This window comes from Winslowiella toletana (assembly GCF_017875465.1).
GTDB lineage: Bacteria > Pseudomonadota > Gammaproteobacteria > Enterobacterales > Enterobacteriaceae > Erwinia > Erwinia toletana.
On the sequence record NZ_JAGGMQ010000001.1, the window covers coordinates 877,764 to 899,035 of the forward strand.

The 21,272-nt window shown below is 56.1% G+C and carries 15 protein-coding genes; 2 read left to right on the plus strand and 13 right to left on the minus strand.

Annotation, left to right across the window (positions count from 1 at the left end; translation table 11 throughout):
- Positions 1-2: 2 nt before the first annotated feature.
- Genes J2125_RS04065 through J2125_RS04075 form a run of 3 tightly spaced genes read right to left on the minus strand, consistent with a single transcriptional unit; the run spans position 3 to position 3,092 of the window.
- Positions 3-1,526 carry a sugar ABC transporter ATP-binding protein gene (locus J2125_RS04065; protein ID WP_017803454.1) on the minus strand — a complete coding sequence of 508 codons (1,524 nt, stop codon included), beginning with the start codon at positions 1,524-1,526 and terminating at the stop codon, positions 3-5.
- Positions 1,523-2,134: a DUF2291 family protein gene (locus J2125_RS04070; protein WP_017803453.1), complete on the minus strand. Its 612-nt coding sequence runs from the start codon at positions 2,132-2,134 to the stop codon at positions 1,523-1,525. The genes J2125_RS04065 and J2125_RS04070 overlap by 4 nt, the downstream gene beginning before the upstream one ends.
- A 16-nt stretch (positions 2,135-2,150) precedes the next feature.
- Positions 2,151-3,092 carry a D-ribose ABC transporter substrate-binding protein gene (locus J2125_RS04075; protein WP_017803452.1) on the minus strand — a complete coding sequence of 314 codons (942 nt, stop codon included), beginning with the start codon at positions 3,090-3,092 and terminating at the stop codon, positions 2,151-2,153.
- A gap of 307 nt (positions 3,093-3,399) precedes the next feature.
- On the opposite strand from J2125_RS04075, the gene J2125_RS04080 reads away from it, so the two are divergent.
- The gene (locus tag J2125_RS04080) at positions 3,400-4,344 is read left to right on the plus strand and encodes a sugar-binding transcriptional regulator (protein ID WP_017803451.1); all 945 of its coding nucleotides are present in this window, start codon (positions 3,400-3,402) and stop codon (positions 4,342-4,344) included.
- Here J2125_RS04080 and J2125_RS04085 read toward each other — a convergent pair.
- The 8 genes from J2125_RS04085 to elaB form a co-directional block, all read right to left on the minus strand.
- Positions 4,341-8,699, minus strand: coding sequence for an SET domain-containing protein (locus J2125_RS04085; RefSeq protein WP_157819482.1), 4,359 nt, complete (start codon positions 8,697-8,699; stop codon positions 4,341-4,343). The genes J2125_RS04080 and J2125_RS04085 overlap by 4 nt on opposite strands.
- Positions 8,700-9,151: 452 nt before the next feature.
- A complete protein-coding gene (menE, locus tag J2125_RS04090; RefSeq protein ID WP_026112036.1) occupies positions 9,152-10,531 on the minus strand; it encodes an o-succinylbenzoate--CoA ligase in 1,380 nt (459 codons plus the stop codon).
- Complete coding sequence (menC, locus tag J2125_RS04095; protein WP_017803448.1) at positions 10,519-11,487, minus strand: o-succinylbenzoate synthase; 969 nt, start codon at positions 11,485-11,487, stop codon at positions 10,519-10,521. Before menC ends, menE begins: the two co-directional genes overlap by 13 nt.
- Entirely contained in the window at positions 11,487-12,344 is an 858-nt protein-coding gene (gene menB, locus J2125_RS04100) for a 1,4-dihydroxy-2-naphthoyl-CoA synthase (protein WP_017803447.1), read from the minus strand. Before menB ends, menC begins: the two co-directional genes overlap by 1 nt.
- Positions 12,331-13,107, minus strand: coding sequence for a 2-succinyl-6-hydroxy-2,4-cyclohexadiene-1-carboxylate synthase (menH, locus tag J2125_RS04105; RefSeq protein ID WP_017803446.1), 777 nt, complete (start codon positions 13,105-13,107; stop codon positions 12,331-12,333). The genes menB and menH overlap by 14 nt, the downstream gene beginning before the upstream one ends.
- Positions 13,107-14,774: a 2-succinyl-5-enolpyruvyl-6-hydroxy-3-cyclohexene-1-carboxylic-acid synthase gene (gene menD, locus J2125_RS04110; protein ID WP_017803445.1), complete on the minus strand. Its 1,668-nt coding sequence runs from the start codon at positions 14,772-14,774 to the stop codon at positions 13,107-13,109. Before menD ends, menH begins: the two co-directional genes overlap by 1 nt.
- Before the next feature lie 74 nt (positions 14,775-14,848).
- Complete coding sequence (gene menF, locus J2125_RS04115; protein ID WP_026112034.1) at positions 14,849-16,138, minus strand: isochorismate synthase MenF; 1,290 nt, start codon at positions 16,136-16,138, stop codon at positions 14,849-14,851.
- A gap of 143 nt (positions 16,139-16,281) precedes the next feature.
- Complete coding sequence (gene elaB / locus J2125_RS04120; protein WP_017803443.1) at positions 16,282-16,593, minus strand: stress response protein ElaB; 312 nt, start codon at positions 16,591-16,593, stop codon at positions 16,282-16,284.
- A gap of 403 nt (positions 16,594-16,996) precedes the next feature.
- Between elaB and J2125_RS04125 the strand changes: the two genes are divergently transcribed.
- Entirely contained in the window at positions 16,997-18,655 is a 1,659-nt protein-coding gene (locus J2125_RS04125; RefSeq protein ID WP_026112033.1) for a glucan biosynthesis protein D, read from the plus strand.
- A 39-nt stretch (positions 18,656-18,694) separates the two neighbouring features.
- Here J2125_RS04125 and J2125_RS04130 read toward each other — a convergent pair whose 3' ends face one another.
- Positions 18,695-20,647: a methyl-accepting chemotaxis protein gene (locus J2125_RS04130; RefSeq protein WP_017803441.1), complete on the minus strand. Its 1,953-nt coding sequence runs from the start codon at positions 20,645-20,647 to the stop codon at positions 18,695-18,697.
- Positions 20,648-20,822: 175 nt separating this feature from the next.
- Positions 20,823-21,272, minus strand: a complete 450-nt coding sequence (locus J2125_RS04135) for a GNAT family N-acetyltransferase (RefSeq protein ID WP_017803440.1) — start codon at positions 21,270-21,272, stop codon at positions 20,823-20,825.

Below are 21,272 nucleotides of genomic sequence, written 5' to 3' on the forward strand. Positions count from 1 at the left end.
TGTCAAAACCCCTGGGCGCTTGCTTTCACCAGTGCCGACTCTTCCGCGCTGTCACGCGGAATATCAGCGGTAAGCTTCCCACCCGACATCACCAGGATACGGTCGGAAACTGCCATAATCTCTTTCAGATCGGAGGTGGAAAAAATCACCGCAATCCCCTGTTCTGACAGCTCCACCATCATGCGAAACACATCGGCCTTCGCGCCAACATCAATGCCGCGACTCGGCTCATCCAGCAGCAGCAATTTCGGATTGGTCAGCAATGAGCGACCAATTACCACTTTCTGCTGGTTGCCGCCGCTAAGCGCCTGAATCGACACCTCCGGCGAAGAGACCTTGATTGACAGATTGCCGACGGTGCTGGCTACTACCGCCTGCTCTTCACGCTGCGCAATCGCAAAGCGCCAGGAGAGGCGACGCCATAAACTGGCGATAGTGAGATTACTGGCCACCGATGACACCGGAAAAATTCCGGTGCGTTTGCGATCTTCCGGCACCAGACTCATTCCCATACGAATCCGGTCAGCGGTCGACAGCCGGTTCGCCAGCGGTTTGCTGTCCAGCCACAGTTTGCCGAGATAGTTGCGCTGGGTGCCGAGCAGACACTCAAACAGCTCGGTACGCCCGGCGCCCATCAGGCCATAAATGCCGACAATCTCTCCGGCGCGCACATTAAACGACACGTCATCCACCAGCGTATTACCGGCGCTGTTAACACAAGTAATATGCTCCGCTTCCAGTACCGGCGCGCCAAACTGACGGCCCGGTTTAAGGAAGTTACTGACCGGTTCGCTGCCGAGCATTTCGCGGACAATCCACGGCACATCGATATCCCCCACCTGCGCCTCGGCCTGGAACTTACCGTCACGCAGGATGGTGATCACATCGCCAATTGCCATCAGCTCTTCCAGCCGGTGCGAAATATAGATAATCGTCACCCCCTGACGCGTCAGCTCGCGGATCACGCGGAACAGAATCGCCACTTCGGTTTTACTGAGTGCGGAAGTCGGCTCATCGAGAATCAGAATATCGGCGTCTTCCGCCAGCGCTTTGGCTATCTCCACCAGCTGCTGCTGACCGACTTTCAGGTTGGCCACCAGCTCACGCGGCGAAATCGGCTGATCCAGCCGCTGTAGCAGTTCAGCGGTACGCTGCTCCTGTGCCGCCTCATCGATCGGCATCAGGCCGCGCTGGATCTCGCGTCCAAGGAAGATATTTTCAGCCACGCTCAGGTTCTCAAACAGGTTCAGCTCCTGATGCACCATGCCAATCCCCAGTCGCGCCGCTTCACGGGTATTAGCCAGATGCACCTGCTGACCATTCAGCCAGATTTCGCCACTGCCCGGCTGCTGTACCCCGGCGAGGATCTTCATCAGCGTCGATTTTCCGGCGCCGTTTTCGCCAATAATCACGTTAACTTTGCCGCGCCAGACGTGATAATTGATGTTATCCAGCGCCAGAGTGCCAGGAAACAGCATTGACACCCCACGCGTTTCCAGAATCAGATCGCGGTTTTCCGCTGTCATGGCGCCTCCGGCGTTAACGTCAGCGCCACCGCATCCTGCACCCCTTGCGCAGTCAGGGTCACCGCCAGCAACGTATCGACGGTTTTACCCTGCCAGCTGGCATCCACCGGCGGTAACTGTTTTACCGTCTGGCGATTTAGCGCTTTGGTCAGCTGGGCAAACTGTACCTGGTTGGTGAAATCCTCAAAATTAAAGCCTGCGGCGTCACGAATCGCGTTACTGCGGATCACCGGCCCCAGCTGCACCTCGACCGGCGTGCCGTTAACGTTGATCGCCAGAGTACGCTCGCGCTCACTGACGCGGTTAAACGCCGTCACCTGGCCACTGGCTTTAACAAACACGCTCTCACTGCTGCCCGCTTTCAGCGTGCGGCTCTTTTCCTGCATCGCGGCCCAGTCGAGGGCGTGCTGTTTCGCTGTTGACATCACTTTGCTGTCCCAGTTTTCCTGCACCACCTGCTGCGGAGTTTGATTGCTGTAGCTGGCTTTGGCATTGGGATCCGGCGGGATAATCGGCTTACCGTCCGCATCCAGATCCACCACTGTGCAAGCTGTCAGCAACAAAGAGGCACATAACAGCACGTTTATGCCCCAATGTTTTTTCAACATAATCAGCCCCTCAGCGCTATTTTGTCAGTTTGAACACTTTCAGCTGGCGCGCATTGCTGTCGTCGATCAGCACGCAGTCCATCAGTTGCTTCTCTTCTTTCTGCGCTTTGCCATTTTTCAGATAGTAATCAACCTGTTCAATCGCCATCTGCGCCTGGTCCCAGCCGGGTTGCAGCACCGTGGCTTTAATATTGCCTTTGTTAATAATCGAATCGCGCACATAGTCGCTGCCGTCAAAACCGACGACAATAACATTGGTTTTACCAGCGGATTTCAGCGCTGCTTCAGCCCCCAGCGCCATGGTGTCATTTCCGGAAATCACCCCGACGATATTGGGATTTTTTTGCAGAATGGTTTCCATGCGGCTGAAGGCTTCGGTCTGACTCCAGTTAGCGCTCTGCTGCGCCACCATTTTCAAATCCGGATAGTCATCAAGCACATCGTGATAACCCTGGGATCGCACGCCCGCATTGGTATCCGACTCTTTACCCAGCAGCTCGACATACTCCCCTTTGCCGTTCAGCAATTTGGCAAACTTTTCAGCGCCGAGCTGCGCCCCCTGGTAGTTATTGGAAACAATCTGCGCCACTGCGATTCCGGTTTTATTGATTTCGCGATCGATCAGAAAGGTCGGAATACCGGCATCTTTCGCTTTCTGCACCGGCCCCACGGTGGCGTCCGCACCCGCGTTATCCAGCACAATGGCTTTGGCTTTGCGCGCGATGGCGGTTTCGATTAACTGGTTCTGCTTACTGACATCATCATCGTGCGACGCCACCAGCGTGCTGTAGCCAAGCTCGGTCGCTTTCGCTTTGGCGCCCTCTGCTTCAGCTTTGAAAAACGGGTTGTCGTGAGACGGGGTAATAATCGCAATCATGCCTTTATCTGCCGCCAGCAGAGAGGAGGAAAAAACCATTGCCGAGGCAATCAGTGACATTTTCAGTAGGGTACTTTTCATTATTATCTCCACGTTGAATATATATTCACTCATGACTTATTATTCATTATACTATGAGCCTGCCCTGTGGCTTTGTCGAATGACAAAACCAGGAAAAGCGAAAAGGATCACAGTTTGTTGATTTATTGCTCTGGTCGGGCGGCGAAAACGCCGCCCCTACAATCGATCCCGTAGGGGCGGCGTTTTCGCCGCCCGTGTTGATAATTGGCACCAGCCGTAATAACGGCGTTTTCGCCGCCCTTATCACACTGCTATACAGCGGTTGGTATTTGCATGACAATACTGAGGTCGTCTGGAAGGAGGTACTATGTCAAAGCAGGATGAGCAGCGGCTGATGGTGAAAATCGCCACGCTCTATTACATGGAAAATCACAAGCAGTCTGATATCGCCCGTTCGCTCAACTTGTCGCAATCTTTTGTGTCACGCATTTTAAATCGCAGTCTGAAAGAGGGACTGGTTAAAATCAGCGTGGTGCAACCAGCCAATATCTTTCCGGCGCTGGAAAAAGCCATCGAGGAGAAATATGGCATTCAGCAGGCGATTGTGGTCGATGTGCCGGAGGACGCCACTGCCCATCAGGTGAAACAGGCGATTGGCTCGGCGGCGGCGCACTATATGGAAACGCGGGTGCGGGCGGAAGAACTGGTGGGTCTCTCCTCCTGGAGCAGCACCATTCGCGCCATGGTCGATGAACTGCACCCAAACAGCGTCAAGGCGCGCGGCGTGATTCAGCTGCTGGGCGGCGTTGGCGCTAACGGCAATGTACAGGCGACGATCCTGACCCAGACTCTGGCGGCGCACCTTAGCTGCCCGGCATGGCTGTTACCGGCGCAAAGTATCGAGCGGGCAGTTGATGAACGCGCGCGGATGGTCTCCACCGCCGATGTGGCCGAAGTGGTGGGCAAATTTTCGGAAGTGGATGTGGCGGTGGTGGGCGTTGGCGATCTGGAACCTTCGCAGCTGCTGCGTAACTCCGGTAACTACTACGACGAAGCAATGCTGAAAACTCTCGCTGAGCGCGGCGCGGTCGGCGACCTCTGCCTGCACTACTATGATGCTGACGGGCATGCGGTATTAAGCAAAGAAGAAGATCCGGTGATTGGCATGGAACTGGAGCAGCTGCGTAACTGTCCGCAGGTGGTGGCGCTGGCCGGCGGCAAAGAGAAGGCCAACGCCATTCGCGGGGCGTTAAAAGGCGGCTATATCAATGTGATTGTACTGGATTACCCGACGGCGCGGTTGCTGGTTTAACCATGGTTTCCCCCTGATCCGGCGCCCCTTTTTTTTCGGGCAGGGGGGAGTTCGGCAGGTTCAGCTTTAATGACCACATCCTCAGGATGTGCGGTCTTAACTGCGGTTTTCAGTTCAGTGATTTTTTCATCGATCATATCCGTCCCGCCCTCCTCATTTATCGCTTTCGCCAGCGCATAATAGAGATGGTCATCGCCTTCATGCCGGTTAACGATTTTTTTATACCCTTTTTTACTGATTATATCGTAGTGAATAATATACCTTTCCGCTAAACGCTCTTGCAGGATGCTGATCATTGCCCCTTTGGGGATATTTCTCGGACTATCCAGCTCACCATCCGGACCGAATATCTTGATGGGTTTTTTCGCGGCATTGCGGATAACAAAATATCTGTTTTCATGTCTGGCAATAATATCAATCATGTCATAATTTAACGCCGTCTGAATATTATATTTCGGATTAAAGTTATCACCATATGAAATCAACAACTCCTTACCCACGTCAATATCCTTGATGGTATAGTAGAACGGCAACTTACCGTTTATATAACCAACCGCCAGATTATTTTCGCCCAGTTCAGGAAACCCTTCAATTCGACCGGTATTAATTAACGAAAGCATATTAGCATTTTGATAACCACTAACCGCCCCTTCATCCTGATATGTTCCCCAGAGTTTAGTCAGCACCTTCTCAGAGCCTGTCTTTCTTAATTCCACACTCAGGGAGTGTTCCGTGGGATGCCAGACGCCGCTGTATCCGCCGACAAAGCGCCCGGCGGGGATAAATTTCTTCGCCACGACACCCAATCCCACTCTCCCTTCAACCACCTCCAGATACTGTTGCGAAAACGGCGCCATACTTTTGCCATCACTTGCAATCAGCTGCTGCGCCCGCACGGAAAATTCTTTTTTAACCTCTTTCCACCTTGCTGCTGACATACCTTGCGGTATCTCCGCCATCCCGCTAAGCCTGATCGGCTGCTTAATCACCTCTGCCGTCACACTACGTTGCGGATTGCTGGCATCCACCAGCAGCGCCCGATACTCCTGCCATTGTGCACGCAGTGGCGCGTTATCCGGATCGGGCTTCAGTTTTATCGGTAAAATCCCGTCAAAATCACGCTCCCGGGCCTGCCTGAAAGATTGCAGGGTGACTTTGGCGTAACCAGCAATATCTTTGTCGGTCACCAGCCATTTCATCTGTTGCCCATCACGCGCTTCCGCCACGCGTCGGGCATATAACTGGTTGCGTAACTTAATCAGGTCATCATCAAGATCGCTATCTGTCTGCTCATCCATTTGCCGGGGTATATTATCGAACCAGCGACGTTGTTCATTTTCAACGATATCCTGCAGAGTCTTCGGATGCAGAACGCTTTGCCGGGCGATAGCATTCTGGCTAACGAAAATTGTTTGCGGTGATTCAAAACGTTTCCTCAGCAGGCGCAATGCATAGGTTTTTCTTTTATTAAAACTGGCCTCCTCGCTGTCATCGGTTCTGCGCAATTCGTCTAATTGACGCCGGTTTTGCAAAAACCACTCATCTTCGCGTTTTTTTATTTCCGACACCAACGAAGCCAGTGACTCCTGACTATAACCGGCAATATGCGCTTTGGTAATTTTTACGCCGTTAAGCGCGCCTGTCGCCGTCTGCTCTTCCAGCGCGTTCAGCAGCCGGATGGTGTAGTCAATCCTCTCTTCGCCGCGCTGACGCGGCTGCTCCTTTAGCCACTGCTTTTCCAGCGCAGTTAACGACGACTGCTGCGCCAGCCATAACTCACTGAGTTTATTGGCCAGCGTAAACTCATCGACCCTGGCTTTCAGGGCGATAGCCTCCAGCTTCTCACTCGGCAACCGCCTGCCATTAAGACGCATGGCGTAATCAAACGGATCTTCATCTTGCTGCCGCGTATTAAACAGCTCCTGCTCCAGGTTTATTATGGAGCCTCTGGTGTATTTTTTTCGTTTAAACTCACCGCCAGGCTGTTTAGCCTTTTTCGTGTTTGACGATTGTGGCGGTTGCGACTCACTGATTAACAAAAGATCTTTTAGCGAAAGATTTGCATCTAAATTGCCGCGAATAAGGCTTTCTGAGGTCCCGGTATAGCGCGCAATATCCGCGACAGTCACCTGTTGGGGTAAATTCTGCCGCCGCAATGTCTCCAGCTGTAAGGCATAGTCGAGGCGGCCCTTGCCGGCAGTCAGTGGATGCTGCCGCAACCACTGCCATACCGCAGGTGCGAACTCGCTGCTTCGCTGTTCGTCGGGCAGTTGAAAAGTCCCCTCAGTATCAGAGCTGCTGCCCGCGACAGAACAAGGCATATCGTCGGCGCGTTTCGCCCGCCGACAGCGCGCCAGCTCAAATTCATCGTTATCACGGTTATAACGAAACTGCCACAGGCTTTCCGACTGATCATCCTCTGCTAAGCGCAAACTGAACAGGTCAGGGTCAGCCTGATCCTGTTCAACACGGATATACTCCGGTTCACCCAATTTATTCGCGCCAGTGTGGATATAAAGTTCCCTCCCACTGAGATACAGATGCTGATAGCCGCTAACGCTGTAATCAACGGAAAACGGATTGGTGAGATGCACTTTCACCGCCTGCGGCAGACCCGCAAATGCCTGCTGGGTTAACGGCACAAACTGCCACTCTTTTAGCTGCTCGTCGTAACGAAAACGTAAATCATCAGCACCAGGCTCTTCAGGAAAATAGTCGCCGGGATGGTCGCCCGCCAGCAGGGGCAGATAGTGCATCTCGCCTTCCGGTGTGTTACGCCAGCGCAGAACATAATGGTACCCGAGATGATACAGACCGGGACGCTTTGCGACAGGCGTCAGCGCTTCAGGCGCTGGCGCCTGTCGCAACCATGCGGTATCAATTTTCCCTTCCGCCGCCTTTAATAAGCTAAACGGCGACTGCGCCTGATGCCATTTTTGCGTGGCCGCCTGCCACTGCAACACCGGCTGCTGATGCGACAACGCCTCTCCCGCCCCCTTGATGGTGAAAAAGTCACCCTCCGGCCAGCCCTCGATATAGCCGATATGTTCATTATTCGGGTTGTCCGCCTGCGAACGCACTTCCAGATAATATTTGCCCTGCTCGGTTTTCCATACCCGACGCTCAGCGCCAAACTGGGTGCTCAGCACCCCCTGGCGCCCCGGCTCGGCGGTGATTAACTCCTCCGCAAGCAACGGCATCACCCCGGCGTGCAGATGGGTGTTGGCGGTAAAAAAACGCGTCCATTGCTGCGTTTGCGGATCAAAATAAATTTTCTGACCGTCCGCCAGTAGCAGTGTGCCATCATCGGCAGAGGTGGTGACCGGCAGGTAGTCGTCACCGTTTTTGACAAACAAATCCGGTGTGGAGTGATGGGTAAACCGGTGCTCACCCGTTACCCCCTCAATCCGCCACTGACTGCTGTGCGGATTGAATGTCGCCGTGCGCGTTACCGCCTCTGGTGCACCGACCTCCACGGCCGTAGCATGTAGCGAGCCCTGCGGAAACAGATGCCAGCGTACGCCGGAAATATCGCTTTGCAGCACCGACCGCGCCGTTATGCCGCTGGGCGGATGGGTGATAACGGCGCCCGGCAGCTGGCGAACCGGCTTGAAGGCAGGCGCAGGCTTAAAAGCGAACGCGTGGCCCGCTGCCCGTTCCGGTAGCAACACCATATTTGACAGCCGCAACAACCGTTCGCCGTTTGTTTCGCCAGGCTGACGCTGAAAGATTTCACCGGTATAGATTTCACCAAGGGTACGGGCGAAATAACCCACTATCGCTTCGACCCCGCCAGCCATAAAATGGTGCAGACTGAGCTTGTCGATGCTCTGCTGAAACAGCACGTAACTGTTGGCGGTTTGCTGGTCTCCCCAGGCGATGATACGTGCGCCAATACTGTCAGACGCCACCTGGTTATCCCTGATCGACATCTCATACAGCCGCAGGCGATATCGCATCTCATCTTCATGCGCCCGCTCCTCGCGTCCTCCGCCCGTTTCGGGCGCAGGGATCAGCATAATCTCGGTGTCTGCCAGACTGGCGAGTAATTGTTGCCGCAACGCCGCATCCTGCGATAGCCCCAGATACCCCAGCAACTCATCAACCAGTTGCAAGCGGAGCAGTTCACTGTCCGCCGGGTCAGTCAACCCGTCAGTGGCATGTTGCCCGTCAGCGCCCGTAACGTTCGCTGTCGAAACCGGGGCGGGCGAAATTTCCTCAGCCAGCGCCGCCTGCCACGGCAGCAGGCCGTTAACGATACGGTCTACCGTCTGGTCCACCTTCTGCAGCGCGGGCGCAGCTGGCGCAACATAGCGGGCATAAGCCTGACCCGGCTGTGTAAACAGTACCGCCACCGCTTCTATCATCCTGGCAAGCGGTTTAACTGGCGGCGGAGAAATTTGCGCGTCAGCCGGCAAAATCCCCTGCCCGGGCGGTACCCATATTATCTCCTGCTTACGCTGCTGGAAGGTAGGGTGGGGTAATGACGAATTGGAAATGTTTTTGAGGGCTTTAAAACGCGAAGAAAATAACGGGTCAAATTTATTACCGGTCCCTAAATTATTTAAACCAAGAAAGAAGTCTGTCAGTAATTTAAGCATAAGCACATTCCATTGTTAGTTTGCAGACGGGATATCACTCAATAGTGATAAATTAAGATAAACCGACAATCAGACGAGCAATATTTAATCATTAAACAGTCAGTACAATACTCACGGCAACAGTAATTAAATCTTCCGCCCTGCTCTTCAACAAAACGCCGGAAACATCAAAAATTAATCATCATTAATTACCTGATGATAAGTAGTTAATCATTATTTATCGCCTGATTATTTGCCCAATAAATTAACTCTTTACGCGGCAGCTTAATGCCGCCAGCGCTGATATGGGGAGGCAAACCATACCATGCTACCGGCAGCTGAAATTTTGCCAGCTTCTCCGTGGCCCATAAGGCAATCGCCTGCAAAGACACCTGCCGATCCCATTCCAGTAGCGCGACCGGGCGCTGGCCATACTCCTTATCTGTCCGCGGGACAATAAACGCCAGCGAAATCGCCGGATGGCTGAGCAATAAGCGTTCAATCTGTTCCGGCTGGATCCCTTCGCCACCGCTGAAAAACTGATTATCCAGCCGACCGGCCAGCTGTAGTTCGCCCTGTCGCCAGCTTGCGGCGTCACGGGTATGCAACCAGCCTGCGCTATCCGTCAGTGGCAACAGTTCGCCATCCTGCCAGTAGCCGCAGGCCAGAGCCGCTGAGCGTAGCCAGATTTCGCCGTCCACCAGCTTAATCTGCGCATTCCCCAGCACCTGCCCAACGCCGTCACTGCCATTGGCGCGCTTTGCCGCAATAGTCGAGGCGGCCTCCGTCATGCCGTAACCACACCAGCAACGAATACCTGCCGCTTCCGCCCGCGCCACCAGTTCACGTGGAATGGTAGCGCCGCCCAGCAGTACATTCTGCAAGCCAGCGGGTAAAGTATCCTGCTGCAGCAAACGCCATAACTGCGTCGGCACCAGCGAGGCAAAGCTGCAACCCGCCAGTGCCTGCGCCAGCGGTAGCTGTGGGGCAACCTTTAACCTCGCGCCGGTCAGCAGCCAGCGCCAGATAATCCCCTGGCCGGAGACATGATACAGCGGCAGCGACAGCAGCCAGCTGTCATCCGCGCCAAACATCATCAAATCCACCACCCCTTGCGCGCAGGCAAGATGGGCATTAAAACTGTGCGCTGCCGCTTTCGGCACGCCAGAGGAGCCAGAAGTCAGCGTCAGGGTCGCCAGACTTTCCCCCTCCCACTGGCACGATAAACAGCCGCTGGCGCTGTTCATCTGCAACGCCGTTAAGGGATAATCTGGTGGCGATGCCGCCAGGCTGAGGCTAAATTCAAGATTAAGCCGCGGAAGCAGCCCGTCTAACTGACCATCCGGCAGCTGAGGATTAAGCGGCAGCAGACGCGCGCCGCACTGCAACAGCGCCAGATACGCCAGCAGGGCGGGTTCGCTGTTCTTACTCTTTAACAGCACGCCGCTGCCGGGCTGCACGCCCTGCTGACGAAATCCCACTGCCAGCGCGTTAATCCGTTGCGCCAGCTGCTGCCAGCTCAGTGCACCGCTGGCGCAGATTAATGCCGTTTCTGCACTGCGCAAATGCGCCCAGTGTTGCCAGGGCCACTGCATTAACGGCGCCATATCGCCTCCCGATCCGCCAGCGTCTGGAGTGATAACGAACTACCCGGCCAGCGGCGCTGCAGCTGATGCTGCATCAAATCCAGCGTATCCAGCCCGGGTAAAACCTGCGGCGTCAGCCAGTTTGTCAGCCGCGCCAGTTGCGTCAGGCCGAGACTCGATTCAATCGCCGAACTGATCACCACCGTCAATCCCTGCTGCTGCGCCGCGATGATTAACTGTTGCAGCTGTCTGATACTGCCGGTCAGCGTGGGTTTGACCACCAGCGCAGTAACCCCCGGTTGCGCCGCAACCACAAAATTCGCTTCGCGCACGCTCTCATCCCAGGCAATAGCAATGCCTGTTGCGGCGCTAAAACGGCGGGATTGATCAGGTGTGCGGCAAGGCTCCTCGAGAAAAGCGATGCGCTGGCGTAGCTCAGGCTCGACCGCGCGGGCAAACTGCCACGCCTTTTCCGGCGTCCAGCTGCGATTGGCATCCAGCCGCAGTTGTAAATCCGGCAGCGCCTCAAGTAGCAGGCTGACCAGCATGCCATCACGGATCGGCTCATACAGACCGACTTTCATTTTGGCGACCTGATGCGGTAACGCCTGTAAGCGCGCAAATAGCTGATCGGGATCGCCGACACAGAGCGCCGCCGGGTGGTAATTTCCCGCGGCGGGCAGCGTGCCATCCAGCTCAGCCAGCGCACAACTTAAGCCAAATGCCACCGAGGGCAGAACGCTTTCCGCCGTCGCTTTTCCGGCGCACCAGCCTGCCAGCCAGCCTTCTGCGGCCTCCTGCGCCTGCGGTAAATCCTCGCGGCTGAATCCCGGTAACGGCGCGATTTCGCCCCAGCCTTCCGCCGATCCGTCCCGCAGCCTGACCACCAGCCCGCTGCGCAGCTTAACGCGCTGGTCGCGCAACACCACGCCCGCCTCCAGCGGGATGGTATAGCGCCAGAGGCTTGCTGCGCGCATTATGGATTACGCCGAAACTTGCTGAAATCGGGCTGGCGTTTCTGATTGAAAGCATTGCGTCCCTCCTGCCCCTCTTCAGTCATATAGAACAGCATGGTGGCGTTGCCTGCCAGCTCCTGTAAACCGGCCTGACCATCGCAGTCGGCATTTAGCGCCGCCTTCAGGCAGCGCAGCGCCATCGGGCTGTTCTCCAGCATCTCCCGGCACCAGCGTACCGTCTCCTGTTCCAGCTGCGCCAGCGGCACTACGCAATTGACCAGCCCCATATCCAGCGCCTGCTGCGCGTTATACATCCGGCATAAGAACCAGATTTCACGCGCTTTTTTCTGGCCGACAATCCGCGCCATATAAGAAGCGCCCCAGCCGCCGTCAAAGGATCCGACTTTCGGCCCGGTCTGGCCAAACTGCGCATTGTCGGCGGCAATCGTCAGATCGCAGATCATATGCAATACATGGCCGCCACCCACCGCATAGCCCGCCACCATCGCCACCACCGGCTTCGGACAGGTGCGGATCTGGCGCTGAAAATCGAGCACATTGAGGTGATGCACGCCGCTGTCATCCTGATAGCCGCCGTAGTCGCCGCGCACTTTCTGGTCGCCACCGGCGCAGAACGCCAGTTCACCGGCACCCGTCAGGATAATCACGCCGATGCCGTCATCATGACGCGCATCGTTCAGCGCCTGCATCATCTCTTTCACCGTCAGCGGACGAAACGCGTTGCGTACCTCGGGACGGTTAAGGGTGATTTTTGCGATGCCATCCAGCGACTTATGGTAGTGAATATCGCTAAAGTCACCGCTGCAATCGCGCCACTCAAGCGGGGCGTAAAGTTGCTGTTCGTCAGGATAGATCATGCTTATTCCTTAAAATACGCGCAATCCGCCAGCTGAAAGCCGCGGGATTAGCGCGATGGCTGTTATGACCGGCTGCGGCGATAGTGCTGAGCGGCAGCGCTTTAAGTTGCGCCAGCCGCTGGAATTTATGGTCCCACTCACCGCACAGATAATGGAAAGGCAGCGTCAGCTGTTGCAGTTTTGGCAGTAAATCCGGTTGCTGACTGAGAGATGTGGCTTCCAGCATCGCCGCCAGCGCCGGGGCATAACTGTCGGCACGCGCCTCGACAAGTTGCTGGCGCTGCAAGGCGCTGAGTTCGGCAAACAGCGGCTGGGCATACCACTGCGCCAGCGTCTGACGCAGCGGCTGCGAAGCAAAACGCACGACCCAGCAGCGGTCGTTCCGCTGACGCTCTGCCCGCTCCTCCGCCAGGCTTAAGCCGGGATGTGCGGCCTCAACGATTACGCCCCGCAGTCCTGGTAGTGCAGCGTGACAGGCGTAATACATCGCCGCCCGTCCGCCCAGCGAGTAACCAATCAGCCAGTAGCGATCCACCTGATGAGCCAGCAGTGTGGCGCTGAGACGCTGACAGAGATCGTCAAAACCGCTGACGCTCTGCGCGCCCGAGCCGCCATGGCCAGGCAAGTCGATACTCAGCAACGGCCAGTCGCTAAATGAGCGCTGAATCTCCTGCCACTCTGCGGCGTTGCCGAGAAAGCCATGCAGCCAGACCAGCACCGGCTTGCTGCTATGGTGATGTCCCTGCCAGCGCGCATGCAGCATCACAATGCCGCCACCTGGTTGCTCAGCTGCTTCAGCGTGTCAGCGCCGGCTTGCGGCTCGACCACCAGTTCGATCAGCGTCACACCTTCATGCTGCCAGCCACTGGCGACACTCTGTTGCAGCGCCTGCCAGTCTTGCGGACAGGCGTAGCGCAGGCCAAACATTGCAGCGGCATGTTCAAAATGGAGATGCTGGGGCATACAGAAAAAGCGTTCACGCTGGGCGGCCGGGGTCGGCAGTAACGAGAAAATCTGGCCGCCATTATTGTTGACCACAATCAGCACCAGCGACGCCGGGGCGTTGCGCAGTAACGCCAGCGCATTCAGATCATAAAGCGCTGAGATATCGCCAAGGATCACCAGCGTTGGCACGGCATGACCACGCTGGACTCCGGCGGCAGTTGAGAGCAGGCCGTCGATGCCGCTGGCGCCGCGGTTGGCATACACCGGGTAGCCCACCGGTAGCTGCGCCAGCGCATCCACCAGCCGCACCATCAGGCTGTTGCCAATAAACAGCTGCCCACCTTTCGGCAGCAGCTGCGGCAGCCGGTGCGCCAGTTGCGCCTCGCCAAAGGCTTCACAGGCGGCGACAATCTCGCGCTGCGCCCGTGCCACCAGCGGCTCCAGCGCTCTGGCCCAGCGGGTATGACACTGTGGCGGGTGCTGATCGAGCCAGCAGTCAATATCCGCCACAATGCGATCACCACGCAAATTGGCCGCATCGCGCCGTCCCGGCAACGGGTCAATCAGCCAGAAAGCCGCCCCCCGCAGGCTGGCCTGCCACTGCAACAGGCGTTTACTGGTCAGCTTGCTGCCAAACTGCACGACGATCTCCGCCTGCGCCAGCGTTTGCTGCGCCAGTGGATTACCCAGCCAGAGATCGGCGGCGGGCAGCGGTGAACCGGTTTGCGACTGCACATCCGCCAGCAGCGGCCAGCCAAGTTGTTGCGCCCAGCTGACGACACGCTTACCCTGCGCAGCCGTCAGCCCGCCGGCAATCACCACACCGCGTCGTTGTTGCCAGTAGCGCCATTTCTCCTGGCTTTCTGTTGTTTCCCACTGGCGGTGTGTGACCCACGGACGCGATCCCTGCCACCAGTCAGCCAGATTATCTCGCCAGTTCATATACTCCCCGTTATCCTCGCCATACAGCGGTTCTGCCAGCGGCACGTTAATCTGCACTGCGCCAGCACGCTGGCGGCTTAACAGCTCGTCCAGCGCCGCCACCAGCCAGGGTGCGGAAATCTCTGGCGTCGGGCGCGGCAGATTCAGGGTTTCGGCATAACTGGCAAAAATCCCCAACTGATCAATGGCCTGATTAGCGCCACAGCCAATCAACTCCGCAGGCCGGTCGGCGCTGATCACCGCCAGCTTTTCACCGGTTAAGCGTGCTTCAATCACCGCCGGATAGAGATTGGCCAGCGCGGTGCCGGAAGTGACAATAATCGCAACCGCCTCGCCGCTCGATTTCGCCAGCCCGAGCGCCAGATGGCCGAGACCGCGCTCATCAAAATGGGTATGGCATAACAGTTTAGGATTGGCGGCGGCGGCCAGCGTCAGCGGAGCGGAGCGTGAGCCAGGCGCAATGCAGATATGGTGAACACCATGCCGCGTTAAGGTTTCAATGATCACTTCCGCCCAGCGGCGATTAAAGGTGCTTATCGACATAACCCGGTCCCGATCAACAACACGAAACTTATTATATGAAGGTAAAATATACAGGATGTTGATTTGAGCCAGGTTTAACGTGAGTCTTCACTAAGTAATGTCGCCAGCGCCGCCGCTTTATTGTCGATCTCCTGCCACTCCTGCTGCGCATCGGAACCCGCCACAATCCCCGCGCCGGCATACAGGCGTACCCGACGATCGTCGATCTGCGCACAACGCAGCGACACGCTAAACTCACTCTTCTGGCGCGACAGATAGCCCAGCGAGCCGGCATACCACTGACGGGTAAAGGGTTCATAACGGGCAATAAATGCTCGCGCGGGCTGGCGCGGAAAACCGGCAACCGCCGCCGTGGGTTGCAGGTGACTCAGGCAGAGTTCATCACTGCGCTGGCGCAGTTCACCGTGAATGCGGCGGCGCAGATGCTGCACGTTACGTAAGCGAACCACCTCCGCCGGCATCACGTCCAGCCCGGCGACCATCCCCTGTAATCGCTGACAGATATCATCGACCACCAGCAGATTTTCCCGCTGATTTTTATCATCCTGACGCAGCCAGTCGGCATGGCGCGCGGCCACGCGATCATCAGCATCGCTGGCGACGGTGCCCGCCAGCGCTTCAGTCAGCAGTTCGCTCTGCTGACGCAGATAGAGCCGCTCCGGTGTGGAACCGATAAAAGCATGATGGCCGTCAAAGGCCAGCATATAGTGGTAGCAGTGATGATTTACCCGACGGCTGGCGGCCAGCAGCGCCGCCGCACTCACCGCGCGCGAGAACCAGAGATCGGTGACACGGGCCAGCACCACTTTATCCATCTCTCCGGCGGCAATCGCCGTGAGCGCCTGGTCAATCAGTCGCGACCAGCCGGCACGGTCCGGGGTATGCTGGCTGAGCAGCAACGGCGCGTCGAGCGGCGCCAGCGGGCGCAGCGGCTGGAGTTCGGCAAGAAACTGCAACGCATGCCGGGCGTCTTCATGCAGCGAGCTGTCGCTGCAAAGATGCAGCTGTAGCTGACAACCCGTTTCGCTGCGCCGCCAGACGATGCGCGGCAGAAACAGATAGCTCTGCCCGGCGGAGAAATCATTGGCTCCCCAGATACGCCAGTCGGCCGGCAAACGGTTGGCCGCCCGCTGCGCCTGCTGAATATCGCTGAAATGCTGTACTTCGCCGCAGGCCGCCACACTCTCTTTGCCATTACGATGTTGCCACCACAGCTGTGGCCAGCACTGCTGGGCGTTTAGCCAGCACAGGGCATCGCCGCTGTCAGCGATTCTGACGCTCAGTCGCCGGTAACCTGGCTGACGGCTGGTGATCTGTTGCAGGTCGTGGCGTAACTGATTAAGCGCTGCGCTGAATGCCATCATGCTGACCTCAAAATTGAGCAGGAGTCAGTTATGTTAGGCGCGGTGACATTCGGAGTTTTTGATTTGAGGCAGTAAAGCGAGGATTGTTAACCAAAAGAGAAGGGCCGGTTATACCGGCCCCGGGGCAATACTAAACGCGGAGATTAACGACGCGACAATAGCAGACCAATCACCAGTCCGGCCGTGGCGCCAACGCCAATCCCATGCCAGGGTTTTTCATGCACATAGTCGTCGGCGCGGTATACCGCTTGCTTCGCGCGGTAGTAATACGTATCCGACGCCTGGCTGACGCGCGATTTGACATCATGCAGTGCCTGCTCTGCTTTAGCCTTGAGCTCAATGTACTTCTGATCGGCAGGATCGCCCGACGACTTCAGCACCTGCTCCAGGGTCTCAGTCAGCAGTGTCAAATCGTCATCCAGTCGGGTTTCATGCGGTTCATCAGGTATAGCCATTTTCTTCCTCCGTGGGCGAAAACACATGTATGTCCATTAACTATAGACAGTTTTCACAGCTCTGTGAGGAATGGCGACCAGGAATAGACTGAGAATGGTGGCAAGAGTTAACAAGCTGGAATGTTAGCCATCAATACCAGACCTCATTGCATCACCACCGTGCCGCCGGCCCCCAATCCACGTTTAAAAATCAGACAAACGTAAAACCGCTTAAATCTCGCCTTGTTTCAGCGGAAAAGCGTACGTTTATTTGATTAATCTGATAAATTTTCTGAGATTTGAATTTTTGTATCAGCAAGCTGTCGTACCTCCCTGTAACCCTGGCAGCGCCAGGCGATGTAAATGGGTGATTAGGCACGACAGTCACTACAAACTCCGTTCAGCAAAGGAAATGACCTCTGGCATGAATCGAAGAATGTTTATGAAAGCGTCAATGGCGTTCGCCAGCGTAAGCGGGATGTCTGGCTTATCCACGCTATTTGCACAGTCAGCATGGGCAGATACCGATATTGCCGACGGCACCGCGATGCGATTTGATTTTGACGTTCTGAAAAAAATGGCCGCCAGTATGGCGAAGCAACCGTGGGGCGGCGCACCAGGCGCGCTTCCGCAGACGCTGGCGACCCTCACTCCGCAGGCGTATAACGAAATTCAGTACGACGCCAACCACTCATTATGGAACGGTACTGCCGACCGCGAACTGGATGTGCAGTTCTTCCATGTCGGTATGGGTTTTAAACGCCGTATCCGCATGTTCTCGGTCGATGAAACCAGCCGTGAAGCACGTGAGATTCATTTCCGCCCTGAACTGTTTAACTACAACAACGCCAAAGTGGATACTAAGCAACTGGATGGCAAAACCGATCTGGGCTTTGCCGGCTTCCGCGCGTTTAAAAAACCGGAACTGACCAGCCGCGATGTCGTCTCGTTCCTTGGCGCCAGCTATTTCCGCGCGGTAGATGACACTTATCAGTACGGCTTGTCCGCGCGTGGTATTGCGGTTAACACCTTTAGCAACGGTCAGGAGGAGTTCCCGGACTTCACCGCTTTCTGGTTTGAAACACCCAAAGCAGAGGACACCAGCTTTACGGTGTATGCCCTGCTGGATGGCCCAAGCGCCACCGGCGCGTATAAATTTATTATCGACTGTGAAGCCAAACGTGTGGTGATGGAGATTGAGAACCATATCTTCGCGCGTAAGGATATTAAGCAGCTCGGTATCGCACCGATGACCAGTATGTTTAGCTGCGGCACCAATGAGCGCCGCATGTGTGACACCATCCATCCGCAAATCCATGACTCTGATCGCCTGGCGATGTGGACCGGCAGCGGTGAATGGATCTGTCGTCCGCTGAATAATCCGCAGAAGCTGCAATACAACGCGTATGAAGACACCAACCCGCGTGGCTTTGGCCTGTTGCAGCTGAATCATGATTTCAAGGATTATCAGGATGTAATTGGCTGGTATAACAAACGCCCAAGTCTGTGGGTGGAGCCAATTGGTAAATGGGGTAAAGGCGCCATCAATCTGATGGAGATCCCAACTACCGGTGAGACGCTGGATAATGTGGTCTGCTTCTGGCAGCCGGAAGAGCCGATCAAAGCGGGCAGCGAATACAGCTTCCACTACAAACTTTACTGGAGTGGTTTGCCGCCGGTACGCAGTGGCTTAGCGCGTGTCGACGCGACCCGCACCGGCATGGGCGGTTTCCCGGAAGGCTGGGCGCCGGGCGAACAATACCCGGATGTCTGGGCGCGCCGTATTGCAGTTGATTTTGTTGGTGGCGACCTGCAGGCCGCCGCACCGAAAGGTATTGAGCCGGTAATTAATGTGTCGTCAGGCACCATTAAGCAGGTTGAGATTCTGTTTGTTGAGCCGATGAATGGTTATCGCATTCTGTTTGACTGGTATCCGGACAGTAACGACACCAAACCAGTGGAGATGCGTATGTTCCTGCGCAGCAAGGAGGAGACGCTGAGCGAAACCTGGCTGTATCAGTATTTCCCGCCACCGCCAGATAAGCGTAAGTATGTGGATGATCGCCAGATGCATCCCGATTAAGTGGTGATTAAGCCGGGGCCAGCCCCGGCTTTTTACGCGTTATGCGCGCTGCTCTTCCAGACGGAAATGCTCCACCGTCTGCGCCAGCTGTTCAGCCTGATCCTCCAGCGAACTGGCTGCCGCCGACATCTGTTGTACCAGCGCCGAGTTCTGCTGGGTGACGCCATCCATTTCATTGACGGCAATAGTGACCTGACTGATACCTTTTGCCTGCTCATCTGAGGCGGCAACAATCTCACCGATAATACTCTGCACAGAGCTGACCGCCTGCGTCATATCCTGCATGGTTTTACCCGCGTCACGCACCAGCTGCACGCCGCTCTCAACGCGGTGCGTAGACTCTTCAATCAGCGCAGCGATATCTTTTACCGCACTGGCGCTGCGCTGCGCCAGATTACGCACTTCAGAAGCCACGACGGCAAAACCACGCCCCTGCTCTCCGGCGCGCGCCGCTTCTACCGCCGCATTCAGCGCCAGAATATTGGTCTGGAAGGCGATGCTGTTAATAATGGCGGTGATATCACCAATTTTCTTCGCACTGTCATCAATCTGCGCCATGGTCTGTACCACCTGGCCGACCAGCGACTCACCGCGGCTGGCAATCCTGGTGGCGTTCTCCGTCAGCGTAGTCGCCTGATGCGCATTGTCGGCATTGTGTTTCACCGTGGCGGTGATCTGCTCCATACTGGCGGCGGTCTGCTCCAGCGCGGCGGCTTGTTGTTCGGTGCGTGAAGCGAGGTTAAGGTTGCCACTGGCAATCTCACCGGCCCCCTGACGTACCGAATCACTGGCCTCTTTGATCTGTCCGACAATATCGCGTAAACGCTCCTGCATGGTATGCAGCGCAAAGAACAGACTGCTGCGATCCTGCGGCCTGACGTCAATACGGTTGCCCAGCTGCCCGTCGGCGACCGCCAGCGCAATAGTGGCGGCATGCAGCGGCTCGCCGCCTATTGGTTTCAGCACTTTACGGCTAAATACGATGCCCAGCAGCGCACTGACCAGCAGGATACTCAGCACCATCAGGATCAGCGCATTGGTTAACTGGCGGTTGGCGGCGGCCATCACCTGACTGACCGGCGCCGCGACGCCGAGATACCATTTCTCACTGCTGTTGCCGATGGTCACCGGCTGCCAGGTGACTAATGCATCTTCACCAAGGATGGCATCGGCTTGTTCTACCACTGCGGCGCTAAAGTTGCCGCTCTGGGCCGGCAGCGCTTTGCCGGTCAGGTTTTTATCCGGATAAGAGATAACCTTGCCTGCGCCCGACAGCAACATGGCGTAGCCCACCCCTTCCCACGGCTTAATCTGGTTTACTTTCTGCTGTAACGAGGCAAGCGAGATATCTGAGGTCACTACGCCCCACAGCTTGCCGCCATCAACGATCGGCGCGGCCACTGAGGTCAGCAGCGTGGGCACGCCGTTATAGGCGTAGCTGTAAGGCTCGGTCAGCGTATCTTTCTGCGTTTTTTGCGGGATCAGATAGTAGTCGCCCTGCCCGGGCGTGAGAATGGAAAGCAGCGGATGCATGTTAAAATTACCCGCCTGGTCGCGATCGACAAAAAAGGCATAACGGCCATTTGGCGCCTGGCCCGGCTTACCGGCAAATTCCGCATCACGCCCGTCAAAAGCATTCTGTTCGAAAATCACCGATATCGACAGATAATCGGGGTTATCGCGCAGCGCATATTCAGTCAGCTTATCCACCACCGCGCGATCGTTAATCCCTGCCGCCGGCAGCGCTATCAGGCTCTGGCCCAGGTTACGCGCCACGTCGCGGGCGTAGTTTAGCTGATGCTGGATTTGCAGCGCCTGGGTTTGAGCAATCTGTTGCAGATAGTTTTCAGCCAGTGATTTTTGTTCACGGCTGGATTGCCAGCTGAGGACACCAATAGTGACCACAAAACCTAAAGTAATCGTCAGCGCGCCGGTCAGTAACATCTGGGCGCGGGTGCTCATGGTTTTTTTCTTGATTAGTTGCCTGGCCATTATGGCGCTCCTGGAGTTACCTGATAACAGAATCAACAAATCCATTACAAAAAAAATCCCTGCCATTCACCTATCGGCGCTTTTTTTTTGATCTTTAATGGTTGAGGATTTTGCAACGTTGTCAGATTTAACGATCAGGTACAGCGCCATACGGCTAAGCCCTTAATAGCAGACCTTAATTCTGCATACCGATATGCGGAATATCATCTTCGAGATAAATCTCGCCTACCGGTTTAAAACCTAAACGGCCATAGAATCCCTGCAAATGGGCCTGCGCGGAAAGATAGATCGATATCCCCGGCCAGTGCTGTTCACAACTGGCAATCGCCTGTTCCATTAAGCGATAACCGAGGTTTAAACCACGCGCTTCCGGCGAGATAATCACCCGGCCAATGCGCACTGCTGGCTGCGCAGTTTCCGGCGTCAGGATACGGGCATAGGCCAGCACTTTATCATCCAGCATGCCGAGAATATGGCGGTTATCCAGCAGCAGATCGCCGCCATCAATGTCCTGATAAATACATTGCTGCTCAACGACAAACACCCTGCTGCGCAACGCCAGAATGTCATACAGCTGCGCAACGCTCAGTTCGGTGTGGTGTAAATCCTGCCATAACAGATCCAT